This window comes from Larsenimonas salina (assembly GCF_023736155.1).
In the GTDB taxonomy this organism is placed as follows: domain Bacteria; phylum Pseudomonadota; class Gammaproteobacteria; order Pseudomonadales; family Halomonadaceae; genus Larsenimonas; species Larsenimonas salina.
On record NZ_JAMLJJ010000006.1, the window covers coordinates 21,419 to 37,813 of the forward strand.

At 62.9% G+C, this 16,395-nt stretch carries 11 protein-coding genes; 2 read left to right on the forward strand and 9 right to left on the reverse strand.

Annotated features, from left to right (window positions below; all coding sequences use genetic code 11):
• The first annotated feature begins 123 nt into the window (after window positions 1-123).
• The gene (gene mnmC, locus NAT23_RS12070; protein WP_251928727.1) at window positions 124-2,103 is read left to right on the forward strand and encodes a bifunctional tRNA (5-methylaminomethyl-2-thiouridine)(34)-methyltransferase MnmC2/FAD-dependent 5-carboxymethylaminomethyl-2-thiouridine(34) oxidoreductase MnmC1; all 1,980 of its coding nucleotides are present in this window, start codon (window positions 124-126) and stop codon (window positions 2,101-2,103) included.
• Window positions 2,104-2,203: 100 nt separating this feature from the next.
• Here the strand turns inward: mnmC and NAT23_RS12075 are convergent, their stop codons facing one another.
• From NAT23_RS12075 to NAT23_RS12095, 5 genes are all read right to left on the reverse strand, one after another.
• The gene (locus NAT23_RS12075; protein WP_251928729.1) at window positions 2,204-3,592 is read right to left on the reverse strand and encodes an NAD(P)(+) transhydrogenase (Re/Si-specific) subunit beta; all 1,389 of its coding nucleotides are present in this window, start codon (window positions 3,590-3,592) and stop codon (window positions 2,204-2,206) included.
• Window positions 3,589-3,888: an NAD(P) transhydrogenase subunit alpha part 2 gene (locus NAT23_RS12080; protein WP_251591561.1), complete on the reverse strand. Its 300-nt coding sequence runs from the start codon at window positions 3,886-3,888 to the stop codon at window positions 3,589-3,591. Before NAT23_RS12080 ends, NAT23_RS12075 begins: the two co-directional genes overlap by 4 nt.
• On the reverse strand, window positions 3,885-5,060 hold the full coding sequence (locus tag NAT23_RS12085; protein WP_251591562.1) for an NAD(P) transhydrogenase subunit alpha: 1,176 nt from the start codon (window positions 5,058-5,060) through the stop codon (window positions 3,885-3,887). The genes NAT23_RS12080 and NAT23_RS12085 overlap by 4 nt, the downstream gene beginning before the upstream one ends.
• Before the next feature lie 322 nt (window positions 5,061-5,382).
• On the reverse strand, window positions 5,383-6,114 hold the full coding sequence (locus tag NAT23_RS12090) for a response regulator (protein ID WP_350028334.1): 732 nt from the start codon (window positions 6,112-6,114) through the stop codon (window positions 5,383-5,385).
• Window positions 6,098-7,729, reverse strand: a complete 1,632-nt coding sequence (locus NAT23_RS12095; protein WP_251928730.1) for an ATP-binding protein — start codon at window positions 7,727-7,729, stop codon at window positions 6,098-6,100. The genes NAT23_RS12090 and NAT23_RS12095 overlap by 17 nt, the downstream gene beginning before the upstream one ends.
• A 262-nt stretch (window positions 7,730-7,991) precedes the next feature.
• Between NAT23_RS12095 and NAT23_RS12100 the strand changes: the two genes are divergently transcribed.
• A complete protein-coding gene (locus NAT23_RS12100; RefSeq protein WP_251928731.1) occupies window positions 7,992-9,296 on the forward strand; it encodes a 2-hydroxycarboxylate transporter family protein in 1,305 nt (434 codons plus the stop codon).
• A gap of 62 nt (window positions 9,297-9,358) precedes the next feature.
• Here NAT23_RS12100 and NAT23_RS12105 read toward each other — a convergent pair whose 3' ends face one another.
• From NAT23_RS12105 to smc, 4 genes are all read right to left on the reverse strand, one after another.
• The gene (locus tag NAT23_RS12105; protein ID WP_251928733.1) at window positions 9,359-9,646 is read right to left on the reverse strand and encodes a YheU family protein; all 288 of its coding nucleotides are present in this window, start codon (window positions 9,644-9,646) and stop codon (window positions 9,359-9,361) included.
• On the reverse strand, window positions 9,643-11,682 hold the full coding sequence (gene ligA, locus NAT23_RS12110; protein ID WP_251928735.1) for an NAD-dependent DNA ligase LigA: 2,040 nt from the start codon (window positions 11,680-11,682) through the stop codon (window positions 9,643-9,645). Before ligA ends, NAT23_RS12105 begins: the two co-directional genes overlap by 4 nt.
• A gap of 115 nt (window positions 11,683-11,797) precedes the next feature.
• Window positions 11,798-12,679 (reverse strand): cell division protein ZipA, encoded by an 882-nt coding sequence (gene zipA / locus NAT23_RS12115; RefSeq protein WP_251928736.1) that lies wholly within the window; start codon window positions 12,677-12,679, stop codon window positions 11,798-11,800.
• A gap of 194 nt (window positions 12,680-12,873) precedes the next feature.
• Window positions 12,874-16,377: a chromosome segregation protein SMC gene (gene smc / locus NAT23_RS12120; protein WP_251928737.1), complete on the reverse strand. Its 3,504-nt coding sequence runs from the start codon at window positions 16,375-16,377 to the stop codon at window positions 12,874-12,876.
• Between the last annotated feature and the right edge of the window lie 18 nt (window positions 16,378-16,395).

Consider the following 16,395-nt stretch of genomic DNA (forward strand, 5'->3'; position numbering starts at 1 on the left):
CACGCCTTCTGTGGATAACCATGTGAAGAGCCCGCGGATGATTCGACACATCGGTGTCGTCATGCCGCGGGCGCGCTATTGCCCAATTTTTGATCACTCACTTCTGCGACCGCTCAATCCCTCGTGACTGCCAAACCGACCTCTGATCTCTCGCTCACGCCTGCTCGACTCGACTGGCGCGAGACCGGCCCGACCGCCACCGACTACGACGACGTGTACTACTCCCGCGAGGATGGGCGACTTGAGACCGAGCACGTCTTCATTCGCCACAATGACCTGCCGGAGCGCTTTCGACACTGGTCTACCGACCGCCCCTTCGTCATCGGCGAAACCGGCTTCGGAAGCGGTCTCAACGTGCTCTGCGCCTGCGCCTGTTTCGAGGAACACGCCCCGCCAACCGCGCGGCTGCATCTGGTCTCAACGGAAAAACACCCGTTCTGCGCTGACGACCTGGCGCGCGCGCACGCGCTCTGGCCAGAGTTCGCCGTCTACAGCGACGCGCTTCGAAGCCAATGGCCCGAGCCGGTTGCGGGGATACACCGTCTGTGGCTTGGGGAGCGCATTACGCTCGACCTTCATTTCGGCGACGCCTGCGAGATGCTGTCCGAGCTTGATGGTGGCGTCGATGCCTGGTTTCTGGATGGCTTTGCCCCCTCGAAAAATCCCGACATGTGGCAGCCGGCCCTGTTCGAGGCGATGGCGCGGGTAAGCCGCAAGGGCGCCACGCTTGCCACCTTCACCTGCGCAGGCATCGTCAAGCGCGGGCTGAAAGCGGCAGGCTTCGAGCTCAACAAGGTGGCGGGCTTCGGACGCAAGCGGGAAATGCTGGTCGGCCGGCTCGATACGCCGCCGACAGATTCCCGGCGCAGGGCCACCCCCTGGTTTCACCGCCCCGCGATCACACCTCATGCGTCTGCGGTAGTGATCGGCGCGGGGCTTGCCGGCGCCACCACTGCCCATGCCCTCGCCCGGCGTGGCGTGAAGGTTCATGTGGTCGATGAGGCCGTCGCAGGCGGTGGCTCCGGTAACGACCAGGGCGCGCTCTACATCAAGCTTGCCGCCACGCCAAACGATCAGAGCCTCGTGTATCTGAGCGGACTCGAGCACACCCGTCGCCTGCTCGACATCCTCGACCCGGCGCGCACACTGTGGGACGACTGCGGCGTGCTGACGCTTGCATTGACTGACAAGGACGCCGCGCGTCAAGCGAAGGTGCTTGCCGCCTACGGCCTGCCGACCTCAATACTCCACTCGCTCGACCGCGAGGCGGCCTCGGCCCGCGCCGGCCAGCCGACCGCGACCGGGGGCCTCTTTTTCCCTCGCGCCGGCTGGGCGGCCCCGAACGCCCTGTGTGCGCGCCTGCTCGAGCACACAAACATCACGTACCACCAGACACGTGTGAGCGCGCTCACCCGCGACGCTGAGGGCTGGTGCGTCGCGCTTTCGTGCGGTGAGCCGCTGCGGGCCGGCCACGTCGTCGTTGCCACGGCGTATCAAAGCCGGCAGTTTGCCGAGCTCGCTTCCCTGCCCTTTCAGCCGGTTCGCGGCCAGGTCAGCCAGATGCGCGTGCCTGAAGACACTCCGGTGCTTGAAACGGTAGTCTGCGGCAACGGCTACGCGCCGCCGCCGATCAACGGCGTGCAAAGCTTCGGCGCCTCGTTCTACCCCAACGACACCGGCACCGAGCTGCGCGATGCGGATCACGCAACCAATGTGCAGGTGCTGAGCCAGGCCCTGCCCGAGCTGGGCGCACGCGCCGAAAGCGCCAGGCTCGATGGCCGCGCGGCGCTTCGAAGCGCCACGCCGGACAAGTCGCCCTACGTTGGGCCGGTGCCGGTCTTCGCCCAGTGGGCAAGGGACTATGCAGGCCTTGGCAAGGACGCCAGGCGCTTTCAAAGCACACAGCCCGGGGCGTACCACCCGGGCCTCTGGATCAGCGCCGGCCACGGCTCACGCGGGCTTTCAAGCACGGTACTCTCGGCGGAGCTTTTGGTCTCGATGATTACGGACGAACCCTGCCCGCTTCCAGCTCGGCTTGTGGATCATCTGAACCCGGGGCGCCGGTTGATCAGTGACCTCATTCGAGGCACGGCGTCGGTCTGATCGGTATCGATCCAATCCAGGCCCGAACAGCGCTCAGCGCCGCCAACATCCAGCCAAAAAAAAGCGCGCCCTAAGGCGCGCTTTTTTCGATCGAGACCGCTTACAGCGTCTTGATCGAGGCGATCATCTCGCCGACCACTTTCTGACCGTCGCCGTACACCATGCGGGTGTGGTCGAGGTAGAACAGGTGGTTTTCCACGCCCGAGAAGCCCGAGCCCTGACCACGCTTGATGACCAATACGTTCTTGGACTGATCGGCGTTCAGGATCGGCATGCCGTAGAGCGGGCTGTCCGGGTCGGACTTGGCGACCGGGTTGACCACGTCGTTGGCGCCGATAACGAGCGTCACGTCGGCCATTTCGAACTCGTTGTTGATCTCTTCGAGGTCGTAGATCATGTCGTAAGGCACGCCGGCTTCGGCAAGCAGTACGTTCATGTGGCCCGGCATACGGCCGGCGACCGGGTGGATCGCAAACTTGACGTCGACGCCGCGCTCGGTCAGAAGCTCGACCATTTCCCAGATCTTGTGCTGCGCCTGGGCAACCGCCATGCCGTAGCCCGGAACGATGATGACCTTGTCGGCGTACGCCATCTGGATACCACCGTCGGACGGGTCGGTTGGCCTCATCGAGCCTTCGACCTCGGTCTTCTCACCGCTGGGCGCACCGCCGAACTGCTTGAACAACACGCTGCTGAGCTTGCGGTTCATGGCCTTGGCCATCAGCTGAGTCAGAAGCGTACCGGCGGAACCGACCACGGTACCGGCGATGATCATGGCTGCGTTATCGAGCACGAAGCCTTCCATCGCGACCGCAAGGCCTGTGAAGGCGTTGAACAGCGAGATGATGACCGGCATGTCCGCACCACCGATCGGCAGCGCCATCATAGCCCCGAACGCCAGCGCCAGTACGAAGAAGACGATCAGCGTGAACGGACCGGGCGTAGTGGTCGCAATGATGATGCCGAAGAGCACAGCCACTGCAATGATCGCGAGGTTAACCCACTGCTGGTTCTTGAAGTTGAAGGACTTCTGCATGCGGCCATCGAGCTTGGCCCAGGCAACCACCGAGCCACTGAAGGCCACACAGCCGATCAACGCGCCGAGTACGCCAAGCCACAGCGCCATCGCGCCATGGGTTTCGGCAAGCATCGGATTTTCAGCCACACGAATCAGCTCGACCGCTGCGATCGCAGCCGCCGCACCGCCGCCCATGCCGTTATAGATGGCGATCATCTGCGGCATGTCGGTCATCTCGACCTTGCGCGCACCAAGATAGGCCACGCCACCACCGATGGCGACCGCCAACAGCATCAGGATGTAGCGTCCCTGAATTTCAGGGTGAAACAGGGTAGCAACGGTTGCGACCGCCATCGCGATCCCGGCCCAGTGGATACCACTGCGCGCCGTGGTCGGATGCGACATCCGCTTGAGCCCGAGGATGAAGGTGACCGCCGTGGCAAAGTACACCAGTTCGACAATACCGCTCATTTACCCTGCTCCTTCTTGTCGCTGGATTTGAACATTTCGAGCATGCGCTCGGTCACGACGTAGCCACCCACGGCGTTGCCGGCCGCCAGCAGCACGGCGATGAAGCCGATCGTCATTTCAAGACCGGTCTCGGCCTGGCCAAGCGCGATCATGGCGCCGACCAGCACGATGCCGTGAATGAAGTTGGAGCCGGACATCAGCGGGGTATGCAGGATGACCGGAACGCGGGAAATCACCTCGAAGCCGACGAACGCCGCCAGCATCAGGATGTACAGGGCTGCAACACCTTCGATCATGCCGATTCCTCCAGAGCTTTACGAACGCCGTCGTGCACGACATCGCCATTGCGGGTAATGCACATCGGACCGATGACCGCGTCCTCGAAGTCGAGCTTAAGCTCGCCGTCTTCGATGAACGGGCTCAACAGGTTGAACAGGTTCTTGGCGTACATTTCACTGGCGTTGACCGGAAGCTCGGAGGCAATGTCGGTCGGGCCGATGATCTTGACGCCACCGGACATCACGGTCTCACCCGCCTTGGTCAGCGCGCAGTTACCGCCGCCTTCAGCGGCCAGATCGACAATGACGCTGCCCGGCTGCATCCGCTTGACCATGTCTTCGGAGATGATCTGCGGTGAACGACGCCCCGGGATGGCAGCGGTCGTGATGACGGCGTGCGCCGTCGACAGGTGCTTGGCCAGCGCCTCGGCCTGCTTGGCCTTTTCGTCCTCGGTCAGCTCACGGGCATAGCCGCCTTCGCCGGAGGCGTCGACGCCGGTGTCGATCATTTTCGCGCCAAGGGATTCGACCTGCTCGCGCGCGGCCGCGCGGATGTCGTAGGCCCAGACCTGAGCACCGAGACGACGCGCGGTGGCAATGGCCTGAAGACCGGCAACACCTGCACCGACCACGATCACGCGGGCCGGGCGAATGGTGCCGGCGGCGGTGGTCAGCATCGGGAAGAAGACGCTTGCTTCGTGGGCGGCGGTCAGCGCGCAGTGATAGCCCGCAGCGGCGGCCTGGGATGACAGGGCGTCCATGCTCTGGGCGCGAGAGATACGCGGTACCAGCTCCATGGAAAGCGCGGTGATCTTGCGTGCCTTGCAGCGCTCGATCAATGCCTTGCTCTGGAACGGGGCCAGCAACCCGACCAGCACGCTGCCTTCGGCCAGTTGGTCGATGGCTTCAGGCTCGGGCGGGCGTACGCACAGCACCAGCTCGGCATCGCCTCGGCCGCTGTCATCGTCGGCAACCGTCACACCGCGGGTATCGGCGTAGGCTTCATCGTTGAAGAAGGCGTGCGTGCCTGCTCCGGATTCGATAGTGACGACCGGGCTCTCGGCGTCCTTGGACACGGCCATGGCCAGCTTGCCGGCCGTGGCCGGATCAAGCGCGACACGGCGCTCGCCGGACGTCAGGGCATCGGCCGAGGGCGCGCGGGATTCGCGCAAAACTCGGATACTCAGCATTCATTGGGCTCCTAAAGGACGAAGCAGCGCCATCATCGGAACCCGGGTGGGACGGATGCGCTGCAACGGCAACTACAAGACGGACTGGCTTGGATCTACGGGGAGAGTATTCTTAAAAACGCAGGGCAAGACAAGAGACTTTCGGAAAAAATCCTTTAAAAACATATAGATAAACATCGTTTATGGCTACCATAACATGACCCTTATGGCTCATTTTGGACGGTAACGCCTTGATATGGTGGAGCAATCATTGCAATAACCAGCCTCCGTCCCTCGTTATGAACGCCATAATGTTTCGCTTATACCCCTCCGAAGGGCGAACTCACTGAGGCGTGCGCAGCTGCTCGAGCTGATCGTGATCGAGGCAGGTGTAGGTAAACGACGGGCGCCCGATCTGGCCATAGATAAACGCCTCATCGAGCACCTTGCGACTTGATAGATACTTTAAGTACTTGCGCACCGACACGCGTGACATGCTGGTCGATTGCGCCACGTCCTCGGTCGAGAACGTCTCATCGCTCAGGGCGACAATCGCATCGATGACCTGAACGAGGCTGTGATGGGTCAGGCCCTTGGGCAGCCCTGACGGGCGCCGCGGTTCCTGACGTGGGGCGCGAAAAAGCGTATCGAGCCGGTGTTGATCGAGCGGGTCACTGGCCTGACTCAGCGTGTCGCGCTGGCATCGCGTGCTCAAGAGCGCCTCACGAAAGCGCTTGAACTCGAACGGCTTGACCAGATAGTCACTGACGCCAAGCCGCCGCGCTTCACGCACCGTGTCGAGCTCGGAGGCTGCGGTAATCAGGATAACCTCGGGCGGGTTGACCCGGGTTTTAAGCTCACGCAGAAGCTCCAGCCCGTTGCGCGAGCCCAGATAGACATCGAGCAGCACGATATCGATGACCTCGCGCTCCAGCACCACCCGAGCGGTGGTTAGATCGCAGCAGCGAGCGGCCAGGGTCATGTGCTCGACGCGCGCGAGGTATTCCATGTTGAGTTTCATGACCATGGGGTCGTCTTCCACGATCATTACGCGCATGTCACTGCTCATCGACATCGTCGTCGCTCCAATAGGGGTACATCATTTCGATCAGGGTGCCCTCGCCCGGTGTGGAATAGACCGCGATGTCACCACCGGCAGTGTCCAGCCGCTCCTTGACCAGCGACAACCCGAGCCCTCGATGCGCCCCCTTGCCGGAGACGCCCCGCTCGAACAGTCTATCGGCAATCGCGGGGTCAATGCCCGGTCCATTGTCCTGAACCTGGATCGAAAGACTCTCACCTTCGCGGTCCATTAGTAGACACACCTGAGGCGCCTGGGTCTCTGCCAGCGCCTCGAAGGCGTTGTCGAGGACGTTCCCGAGGATGCTGACCAAATCGTGCACCGTGCGGGAGTGACTCTGCGCGCCGATCCGCGCTGACACCTGCAGATCAAGGGTGATCGCGCGCTCACGCGCCTCGCTTTGCTTGCCGAGCAGGAACCCGGCCAGCGCCGGCTCCTGCACCTGCCCACCCAGCGTGTTCGACGGGGTCACGCGGTGCTCCATGATCTCCTTGACGTAGCGCTCAAGGGCGGGCAAATCCTTCAGATGCACCAACCCCTGAATGACATGGATCTTGTTTTTGAACTCATGCGTTGAGGCTCTGAGCGCCTCGGCGTAGCGTCGAACGCCGGTCAACTCCTCGGCCAGCACATGCACATCGTTCTTGTCGCGAAACGTGATCAGGCCGCCCTGACGTTCCTGCTTCCATAAAATCGGGCTGAACGTCGCCAGAAGCGTCGTGTCGTCGAGCTGAACGGTCTGATGGGCACCCTCAAGGTGGTTATCGGCCAGCATCGAAAGCTCTGGAAACCGCGTTTCCAGCAGGTCGCCGGCGGCAAGCGGGGCCCGCTCGAGGCGCTCGAGCAGCCGTCGTCCCGCCGGATTGATCCGACGCACCCGCCCGGTCGAGTCAATCGCCAGCACCCCATCCTGCATGGCATCGAGCATCGCCTCGCGCTCCTGCACCAGATGCGCGATATCCCGGGGCTCCATGTTCAGGAGCTGGCGCTTGACGGTGCGGGAAAACCAGACCGCGATCACGGCGCCAAGCGCGCCTATCGCGCCAAGCGTTGCCAGAAGCTCCCAACGGTTGCGGTCAAGAAGGGGCGACAGCTTGCTCATGGTCACACCCACCGATACGGCGCCGATCACATTGCCCTGTGCATCCATCACCGGCGAAAAGCCACGCAAGCTGATGCCAAGCGTGCCCTTGGCGTAGGACACGTACGACTCGCCTCGAGTCAGCGCCCCCACTTCGTCCCCACCAATGAAATGATGACCGATGCGCGCTCGGTTCGGGTGGGTCAAGCGAAGCGAGGCCGGCGTCATGACGACAATAAAATCCACATCGAGTGTCGCTCTCAGGCGGTCGATGGTGCGCTGAAGCTCGGAGGTCGGCTGACCGGTGGCAACAGGGACAGGCGCAGGCCCCTTAAGCGCCAGGCCCACGTCCTTGCGCAGGGCGATCGCCTGAGCCAGATTTTCGACGCGATCGCCGTTGGCGTGTTCGAGACTCGCCATCAGCTGTGTGTTGAAGACCCAGAACGCGAGCGCCAGCGTCGTTACGATCAAGGCGGTGGTCACTAAAGCGATCAGCGCACTGAGGCGCCAACGTCGGGGAGGTGTCATCGGAGACGTTCGTACTCGAACCATATGGATTTATCGACCTTGGTGGCATTTTGTCGCTTTGGCAAATATGCCGCAAAGCATCATTGCGCTTTGTTTAGTTACGAAAGGATTTTTTAATTACGCAAAGATTGGCGTTGCCGCTCAAACACGTATTCTCGCAGCCACCTCGGACCGCCACCTCCCCCGCGCGGCCATGAGCGACTGGAACGGCCATCCCCGCCGGCCACCCTAGAGCCGATGGGGCCCACGTCTGGAGAACGCCATGAACAACAGTATAAATAGCGCTGCCGATGCAGCGACATTCAGCTCGACCACCCCGAAAATCTTCGGCATCCCGATTCTGCTTTTCGCCGTCATCGCACTCGTCATGGTCACCGCCATGTACACAGGCACCCTGCCCACCGGCATGATCGGTGCGCTATTGGTCATGATGGTATTGGGTGAGCTGCTCGGATTTCTGGGCGACCGATTGCCCATCATCAAAAGCTACCTCGGCGGCGGCGCGATTCTCTCGATCTTCGGCGCAGCAGCCCTGGTCTACGCCGGCGCCCTGCCCCAGGGAATCATCGACAACGTCACCAGCTTCATGAAAGGTGGCGGCTTCCTGAACTTCTACATCGCGGCGCTGATTACCGGCAGCATCCTCGGCATGGACTCCAAGATCCTGGTCAAGGTCGGCACCCGCTTCGCGCTGCCGCTTCTGGCTGCGGTTGCGTTTGCCTGCCTGTTCGCCGTCATCGTCGGCTGGATCATGGGCTTCTCGCCGCAGGACGCCGTTGTCGTCATTACCCTCCCGATCATGGGCGGCGGCATGGGCGCAGGCGCGGTCCCGATGAGCCAGATCTATGAGCAGCTTCTGGGTCAGCCGGCAAGCTACTACATCTCGATTCTGGTGCCGGCGCTGGCGCTTGGTAACGTGTTCGCCATCATCATCGCGGGCCTGCTCAACGGCTTGTCCAACCGCATTCCGTCGCTTTCCGGCAACGGTCAGATGATGCCGGGCGTTGAGATCGATGAAAAATCCACCCCGGTCGACATTTCCAAGCTCGGCATCGGCCTGGTGCTCGCGCTGACGTTCTTTACCGCCGGCCAGATTCTTGGAAGTGTCATCCCGCTGCATCCGTACGCGCTGATGATCGTTCTGGTGGCCGTGGTCAAGATCGCCAACCTGATGCCCGAGTTCGCCAACGACGCCGCATCCCACTGGTTCAAGTTCGTCGCCAAGAACTGGACCTTTGCCCTGCTGTTCGGCATCGGTATCGCCTACACCGACCTCGGCCAGGTCATTGACGCCATCTCCATCACCTACGTCATGATCGTGTTCGCGGTCGTCGCCGGCGCTGCCTTCGGCGCAGGCCTTCTCGGCAAGCTGGTCGGGTTCTACCCGGTCGAATCGGCCATTACCGCGGGGCTTTGCATGGCAAACATGGGCGGCACCGGTGACGTGGCTGTCCTGTCGGCGGCCAAGCGCATGCAGCTGATGCCGTTTGCCCAGATCTCCTCACGCCTTGGCGGCGCGTTGATCCTCTTGATCTCGAGTCTGGTGGTGCCGCTGCTATTCGCGTAGTCAGAGCACGCCGTAAAAAAAGCGCCCTTCGGGGCGCTTTTTTCATGCCTGAAACACGCGTCTCAGCCTTCCTCATCATCAAAGGCCTGGCGGCCGAAGGCCTCCCACTGCTCACGACTCATGACCTCGGTGCTTTCGGTTTCAAGGTCATGCACGATCATCAGTTCGCCGCGCTCTAGCCGCGCCTTGAGTGCGGCGGCCCAGCCGTTCGTGCCGTCATCGCTGGTGTCAGTGGTGTCGTAGCCTTCACGGGTCACGAAGTCGCTTAAAAGGGCCATCAGCGTTTCTGCCGGCACCATTTTGGAAGGCACTTCGATAAACCGCTCACCGTCGGGGGTACGTGCACTCATGAGCGTGCTCCATGTTGATCAAGTAATTGAACGAGCTCGTCTTCGCTCCAGACCGGAACCTCGAGCGTACGCGCCTTGTCGAGCTTGCTGCCCGCCGCCGCGCCGGCAACGAGGGCGTGGGTCTTTTTCGATACGCTCCCGCTTACCTTCGCCCCGAGCGCAGTGAGCGCGGCCTTGGCGTCATCGCGGGTCAGGGTCTCGAGCGTGCCGGTCAGCACCCAGGTCTGCCCCTTGAGCGGCGCGTCAACCGCATCGATTTCAACAATAGGCCACGTCACCCCCTGCTCGATCAGATCCTCGATCGTTTCGCGGTTGTGGGGTTGGTCGAAAAAGGCCCGCACGTGGGCGGCAACGATCGGCCCGATGTCGTTGATCTCGACCAGCGCGGCTTCGGAAGCCGCCATCAGCGCCTCGAGCGTACCGAAGTGGTTGGCAAGCAATGCGGCGGTGGTCTCGCCGACCTCGCGCACGCCGAGGGCGTAGATGAAGCGGGCAAGCGTGGTCGAGCGGGCCTTATCAAACGACTCAATCAGGTTCTGGCCCGATTTCTGCCCCATCCGCGGCAGCTCGGCGAGCGTTTCACACTCGAGCTTGAATAGATCGGCCGGGGTCTTGACCAACTCGCGCTCGACCAGCTGATCGATCAGCTTCACCCCGAGCCCATCGATGTCCATCGCCCGGCGGCTGGCGAAATGCTTGAGCGCCTCACGGCGCTGAGCGCCGCAATAGAGCCCGCCGGAGCAGCGCGCATCGGCTTCACCCTCGATCTGCTCGATGCCGGAGCCACACACGGGGCAGGTTTCGGGCAGTGTGATGGCCTGGGCATCGTTCGGGCGCTTGTCGGTTTGCACACCGACCACCTTGGGAATCACGTCCCCGGCCCGATAGACCGTGACCGTATCGCCGATGCGTAAATCAAGCCGTCGAATCTCATCCATGTTGTGAAGCGTGGCATTCGACACCGTCACCCCGGCCACCTGCACCGGCTCGAGCTTGGCCACCGGCGTGAGCTTACCGGTGCGCCCGACCTGAAATTCGACGTCACGCACGCGGGTGATCTGCTCCTGCGCGGGGTACTTGAACGCAATCGCCCAGCGCGGGGCGCGGGAGACGAACCCGAGCGTGCGCTGATGGCGCAAGTCGTTCACCTTGAGCACGGCGCCGTCGATGTCGTAATCGAGCCCGTCGCGCTTCTCGCCAAGCTGCGCGCAGAACGCAATGACCGCCTCGATCCCGGTCACGACGGAAAGCTCGGGGTTGGTCTTGAACCCCCAGTCCCGCAGCAGCGCCATGTTCGCTGAATGGGTCGGCTGCTCGCGCGTCTCATCGATGCGAGCCACCTGGTAGGCGCAAAATTCCAGCGGGCGCGTCGCGGTAATGCTCGGGTCGAGCTGTCTGAGGCTTCCGGCAGCGGCGTTGCGGGGGTTGGCAAAGACCTTGTCGCCGGCCTCGCGGGCGCGCTCGTTGAGCGCCTCGAAGCCGGAGTGGCGCATATAGACCTCACCGCGCACCTCCAGAAGCTCGGGCCAGTCCGAGCCGCGAAGGCGCAGCGGCACCGAGCGCAGCGTGCGCAGGTTCGAGGTAATGTCCTCACCGGTGCGGCCATCGCCGCGCGTCGCCCCGTGCACCAGCTGGCCACGCTCATAAACCAGTGAGACGGCAGCGCCATCGAGCTTGGGCTCGCAGCAGAACTCGAGCGCACAGGCCTCGATCTTGAGCGGTTTGGCGATGCGGGTGCCGAACGCTCTGAGCTCCGTCTCGTCAAAGGCGTTATCGAGCGAGAGCATCGGCACCGTGTGCTCGACCTCGGGAAAGCCGGCGTCGGGCTTGGCGCCGACGCGCTGCGTCGGTGAGTCCGGCGTCACAAGCGCGGGATAGTCCTGCTCGAGCGCGTACAGCTCACGCATCAGGCGGTCGTACTCCGCATTCGGAAGCGTCGGGGCGTCTTCGACGTAGTACTGGTGGTTGGCGTCGTCGATCTGGCGACGCAGGTCGTCGGCCTGTTCTTGGATCGGGGCGGGGATGGTCGCACTCATGGGCAATGACGGCCTTCGGTAAATGAGGTCTTCAGGGGTAAATCATCAAAAAAGGAGCCGAGCGGCTCCTTTGGGTGTGGCGCGCACGGCACGCCAAAGTATATCTCACCACCGCCTAACCCTGCTGACGGTGTAGCCGCCAGCGGCGCTCGAATTCGTGCACTCGCTGGCGCGCGAATTCGATGGTCTGGGCGGTCATGACGCTCTGATTTTCGTCTTTCAGCTCACCGCCGAGGTTACGAACGATCACCATTGCGGTCTCAAGCATGGCCTCGAACGCCGATTTACTGTCCTCGGCGCCGGGCAGCGGCATCAAGAAGGTCACGCCGGGGGTCGAGAAGTCGTCCATGCCTTCGATGTCGAAGGTGCCGGGCTTGACGGCGTTGACCATCGAGAACTGAAGCGCGCTGTAGTCGTCTTCGGTTTCGAAGCGGTGGAATACGTTCATGTCGGGGCTGTAGCGAAGGCCGCAGGCAAGCATCAGATTCAAGAGCGAGGTGCCGTCGAAGACGCCTTCACGGGCGAACACGCTGATCACGATCAGCTCATCGGCACGACCAAGCGTATCGCGAGCCATGGCATCGGCCGGCACGGCGTTTCGAAGCGCTCGCTCGACCACCGGATGATGGTGGACATTGTCGCTGACAGGCTCAGGCGCCGGCTCCCGGTCATCGGCCATGGGCTCGAGATCATCACGTTCGGCCTCGGCGCGGCGCAGCGGTTCATCGACATCGCGCGCTCGCGCATTGAGCACCTCATCGTCATGCTCATCGTCGAATGAACGTTCGCCGCCAGCCGCGCGCGCGCCGCCGTTGGGCAATTCCCAATTCACCTGGGAATGGCGCTTGTGCTCGTCGAGTTCGTCGGTTACGTCCAGATCCTTGGACAGATCAAGCCGTGGGATACCCCGTTGGTGCTTCAGTCGTCGGACACCGTCGATCACGATGATGGCCACCAGCAACAAGCCGAGAATTATCAACCACTCTCTCAATTCCATGGGTATCTTGCCTGTAGTTGTAGCCGTGCGCTTACCCCTGGCGCTCGGCAATCATTCGATTCGAAAGGCGCTTTTTAATGGCCCGCTCATGTCGCCTTCAGTGAGGGCTGACGCGTCTTGTCACCCAAGACAGACTAGTTTGTGCGATAAACGCTCATTTTAATAGCATAAAACTGTCACGGAATGCATTCCCATCATGCTTCGGCAAGCGCTGCCGCCTCATCGACCCCGACCGACACCAGCCGTGAGACGCCGGGCTCCTGCATGGTCACGCCCATCAGCTGCTGGGACGCCTCCATCGCAATCTTGTTGTGCGTAATGTAGATAAACTGAACGGTCTCGGACATGTCCTTGACCAGATTGGCGTACCGCCCGACGTTAGCGTCATCCAGCGGCGCATCGACCTCATCGAGCATACAGAACGGCGCTGGATTGAGCTTGAAGATCGCAAAGACCAGTGACAGCGCCGTCAACGCCTTTTCTCCGCCGGAGAGCAGATGAATCGTGCTGTTCTTCTTGCCGGGCGGGCGCGCCATGATGGCCACACCGGTCTCGAGCAGGTCATCGCCGGTCAACGTCAGCCACGCCGTGCCACCGCCGAAGACCTTCGGGAAGAGCTCCTCGAAGCCCGCATTGATCTGATCGAAGGTGGTCTTGAAGCGCACCCGCGTTTCCTGATCGATCTTGCGGATGGCATTTTCAAGCGTGGTCAGCGCCTCGGTCAGCTCCCCGTGCTGGGCTTCGAGATAGTCGCGCCGCTCGGCCTGCTGATCGTACTCCTCGATCGCGGCCAGGTTGATCGCACCCAGGCGCTTGATCTTCTCGCGCGTGCGCTCGAGCGTGTCCTGCCACGTGTCGATCTCGGCCTCCTCCGGCAGATGCTCGGCAAGCGCCGCCGGATCGTGCTCCAGATCGCGCAGGTGTTCATCCTGGGTGTCGGCCTTCATGGACAGCGCCTGCACCTCGAGCCGCGCCCGTTCGAGCGATTCCCGGAGCGTGACTAGCGTTCGTTCATGCTCCTGTCGGGCCTGCTCACGGGTGCGCATGCGCTCGGCCAGCTCGTGGGCCCGGTCGCGGTGCGCGTTCAGGGTCTGTTCTTCCCGCCCGCGACGGTCAAGCAGTTCCTCAAGCGTCTCGCGGTGCTCTTCCTGCGGCGCACGCACGTCTTCAAGCTGCTCGGTAAGGAGCTCGATTTTCTCGTTGAGGCGCTCACGCTGATCGCCACTGCGCTCGAACTGGGTATCAAGCCCCTGACGCTCGGTCGACAGCCGCTGATGCTCCATCGTCAACTGATTGAGCTGCTCACGAAGCGGGCCGTCCTGCGCTCTAAGCCCGGCAAGAGCCTGTTGGGCGTCGTGCCGGGCGCGCTCGAGCTGCTCACGCTGGGCGGCGTTGTCCTCGACCGTCGCCAAGGCCTGATCCCACTGCTCGCGCGCGGACTCGATCTCAAGCGCCAACTCTTCGCGCTGCATCGACACATCGGAAAGCTCGTCATCAAGCTCGGCGCGCCGACCTTCGATGTGTTCGAGCCGCGTCGCCAGATTGCTTTCCTTGAGTGCGGCCTGCTGGCGCGCCTCGGTCTGACGCTTTTCCTCGAGCCGCAGCGCCTCGATGGCGTCGTCCCGAGCCGCTTGCGCCTGCTTGTCTTCATCAAGACGTGTCTCCAGCGTCTCGAGTTCCTCACCGAGCGCGTCCAGCCGGGCCTGTACGTCGTCAAAGCGTGCCCGATGGGCCAAAACGCTGTCCTGCGCGTGCGCCTCGCCCAACCTGCGCACCCAGTTCACGCCAGCCCAGACGCCGTCGCGCGAGATCACACTCTGATGCGGGGCAAGCGCCGCCCGTCGGGAAAGCGCGTCGCGCGCGCTGTCGACACAGACAATGGTGTTGAGCCAGGGCAGCAGCGCGTCGGCGTTTTTGACGTGCGCGCCGAGCGTGCCCGGCTCGACCGTCTCTGGTCCCGCCCCGCCCTGCGCGATGAGCGCGAGTTCGCCACGAGCAAGCGCCTGGTCGGCAACGGCGTCAGGCAGCGCCTCGCCCAGGCGCGCGGTCAGCCACGGCGACAGCACCCATTCGGCGACGCTTGCCCATGCAGGCGTGACCTCGAGACGTTCGGCCAGACGCGGCGTCTGCGCCCACTCAAGCGTCTCGAGGTAGTGTTCGAGTTCATCATCGCCGGTAGCAAGCGCTGCATCGATCAGCGCCTTGAGCGAGGCACGCTCGCCCTGAAGGCTGTGCTGCTCGGCCTGACGCTCGGCAAGGGTACGCCCATGCGCCTCAAGGGCCTCTGCGGTCTCGCGGCGGGCGTTTTGCAGGTCTTGGCGCTGGTCGTCGAGTTCAAAAAGCCGCTCATCCAGCGCTTCAAGTTCCAGACGCACTGCCTCGTGCTCGGCGCTGAGTGCGGAATGATCCGGCAACTCATCACGCTGGCTCTGGCGCTTTTGTTTCTGGGTCTCGAGCGCGCTCAGGCGCTGCTCCTGCGCCTTGAGCGCCTGCTGAAGCCGGTCGGCCTGGTGCCGCGCACTCTGGTCGTTTTCACTGAAGCGGTCCCAGTCGCCTTGCGCCTGCTCGAGCGCCTCCTCGGCCTCTTCGAGCCGCGCGGCAAGCATCGCCTGTTGCTCCTCGATCGCGCCCTGCTCGGGTTCGATCTCGCCCAGGCGGGTCTCGATGTCCTGGCGGCGCTGCTGATCCTGGTCCTTGAGGCCGTCAAGCTCAGTGAGATCGCGCCGGGCGCTGTCCAGATCGGCACTCAACTGCGACTCCCGCGCCCGGGCGTGCTCAAGCGATTGCTCGATGCGCGCGATGGCAGCGCCGGTGTCGTAGAAGGCCGCCTGATGCTGTTCGAGGGTCTGGGCCAGCTCGTCGTGGGCGCTGCGCGCCTCTTCGAGCTCCCGCTCGCTTTCGCGTACGCCGAACACGTGCTTTTCAACGTTGGTTTCGATCGCTCGAACCTCGTGCTCTTGGCGCTGCTGCTGGGCGCGCAGGTCACGCCCACGCATGAGCGCAAGCTCACCGGCGAGGCGGTGTTCACGGTCTTTAAGTTCCTGATAACGCCGGGCGGCGTCGGCCTGGCGCTTTAACCGCTCGAGCTGCTTGTCGAGTTCTTCACGCAAATCGTCCAGCCGCTCGAGGTTTTCCTGGGTGCGCCGCATGCGGTTTTCAGTCTCGCGGCGGCGCTCCTTGTACTTGGAGATACCGGCCGCTTCCTCGATGGTGGCGCGCAGGTCGTCCGGGCGGGCTTCGATCAGCCGGGAGATCATGCCCTGACCGATGATTGCGTAGGAGCGCGGGCCAAGGCCGGTGCCGAGAAACAGATCGGCGATGTCACGTCGCCGGCATTTCTGGCCGTTGAAGTAATAAAGCGACTGGCCATCGCGGGTGATCAGCCGTTTGACCGAGATTTCGGCGTACTGGGCGTAGACGCCGCCGACCTTGCCTTCGCGGTTGTCGAACATCAGCTCGATTGAAGCCTGGCCGACCGGTTTGCGCCCGGTGGAGCCATTGAAGATGACGTCGGCCATCGATTCGCCGCGCAGCATCTTGGCCGACGATTCGCCCATGACCCAGCGCACGGCGTCGATCACGTTCGACTTGCCGCAGCCATTGGGCCCGACGATCGCGGTCATGTTGCTTTCGAACGGAACCGTGACGGGGTCGACAAAGGACTTGAAGCCCGCCAGTTTGATCGACTTGAGTCGCATGGGCGCTGCCGTTGGTTA

What these genes read in the sequence shown, in the direction of transcription:
- zipA (WP_251928736.1), bottom strand. Translation starts at nt 12,679, where the DNA reads ATGGAATTGAGAGAGTGGTTGATAATTCTCGGCTTGTTGCTGGTGGCC.
- NAT23_RS12105 (WP_251928733.1), bottom strand. Translation starts at nt 9,646, where the DNA reads ATGAGTGCACGTACCCCCGACGGTGAGCGGTTTATCGAAGTGCCTTCC.
- smc (WP_251928737.1), bottom strand. Translation starts at nt 16,377, where the DNA reads ATGCGACTCAAGTCGATCAAACTGGCGGGCTTCAAGTCCTTTGTCGAC.
- NAT23_RS12085 (WP_251591562.1), bottom strand. Translation starts at nt 5,060, where the DNA reads ATGCTGAGTATCCGAGTTTTGCGCGAATCCCGCGCGCCCTCGGCCGAT.
- NAT23_RS12095 (WP_251928730.1), bottom strand. Translation starts at nt 7,729, where the DNA reads ATGACACCTCCCCGACGTTGGCGCCTCAGTGCGCTGATCGCTTTAGTG.
- NAT23_RS12075 (WP_251928729.1), bottom strand. Translation starts at nt 3,592, where the DNA reads ATGAGCGGTATTGTCGAACTGGTGTACTTTGCCACGGCGGTCACCTTC.
- NAT23_RS12100 (WP_251928731.1), top strand. Translation starts at nt 7,992, where the DNA reads ATGAACAACAGTATAAATAGCGCTGCCGATGCAGCGACATTCAGCTCG.
- NAT23_RS12090 (WP_350028334.1), bottom strand. Translation starts at nt 6,114, where the DNA reads ATGTCGATGAGCAGTGACATGCGCGTAATGATCGTGGAAGACGACCCC.
- NAT23_RS12080 (WP_251591561.1), bottom strand. Translation starts at nt 3,888, where the DNA reads ATGATCGAAGGTGTTGCAGCCCTGTACATCCTGATGCTGGCGGCGTTC.
- ligA (WP_251928735.1), bottom strand. Translation starts at nt 11,682, where the DNA reads ATGAGTGCGACCATCCCCGCCCCGATCCAAGAACAGGCCGACGACCTG.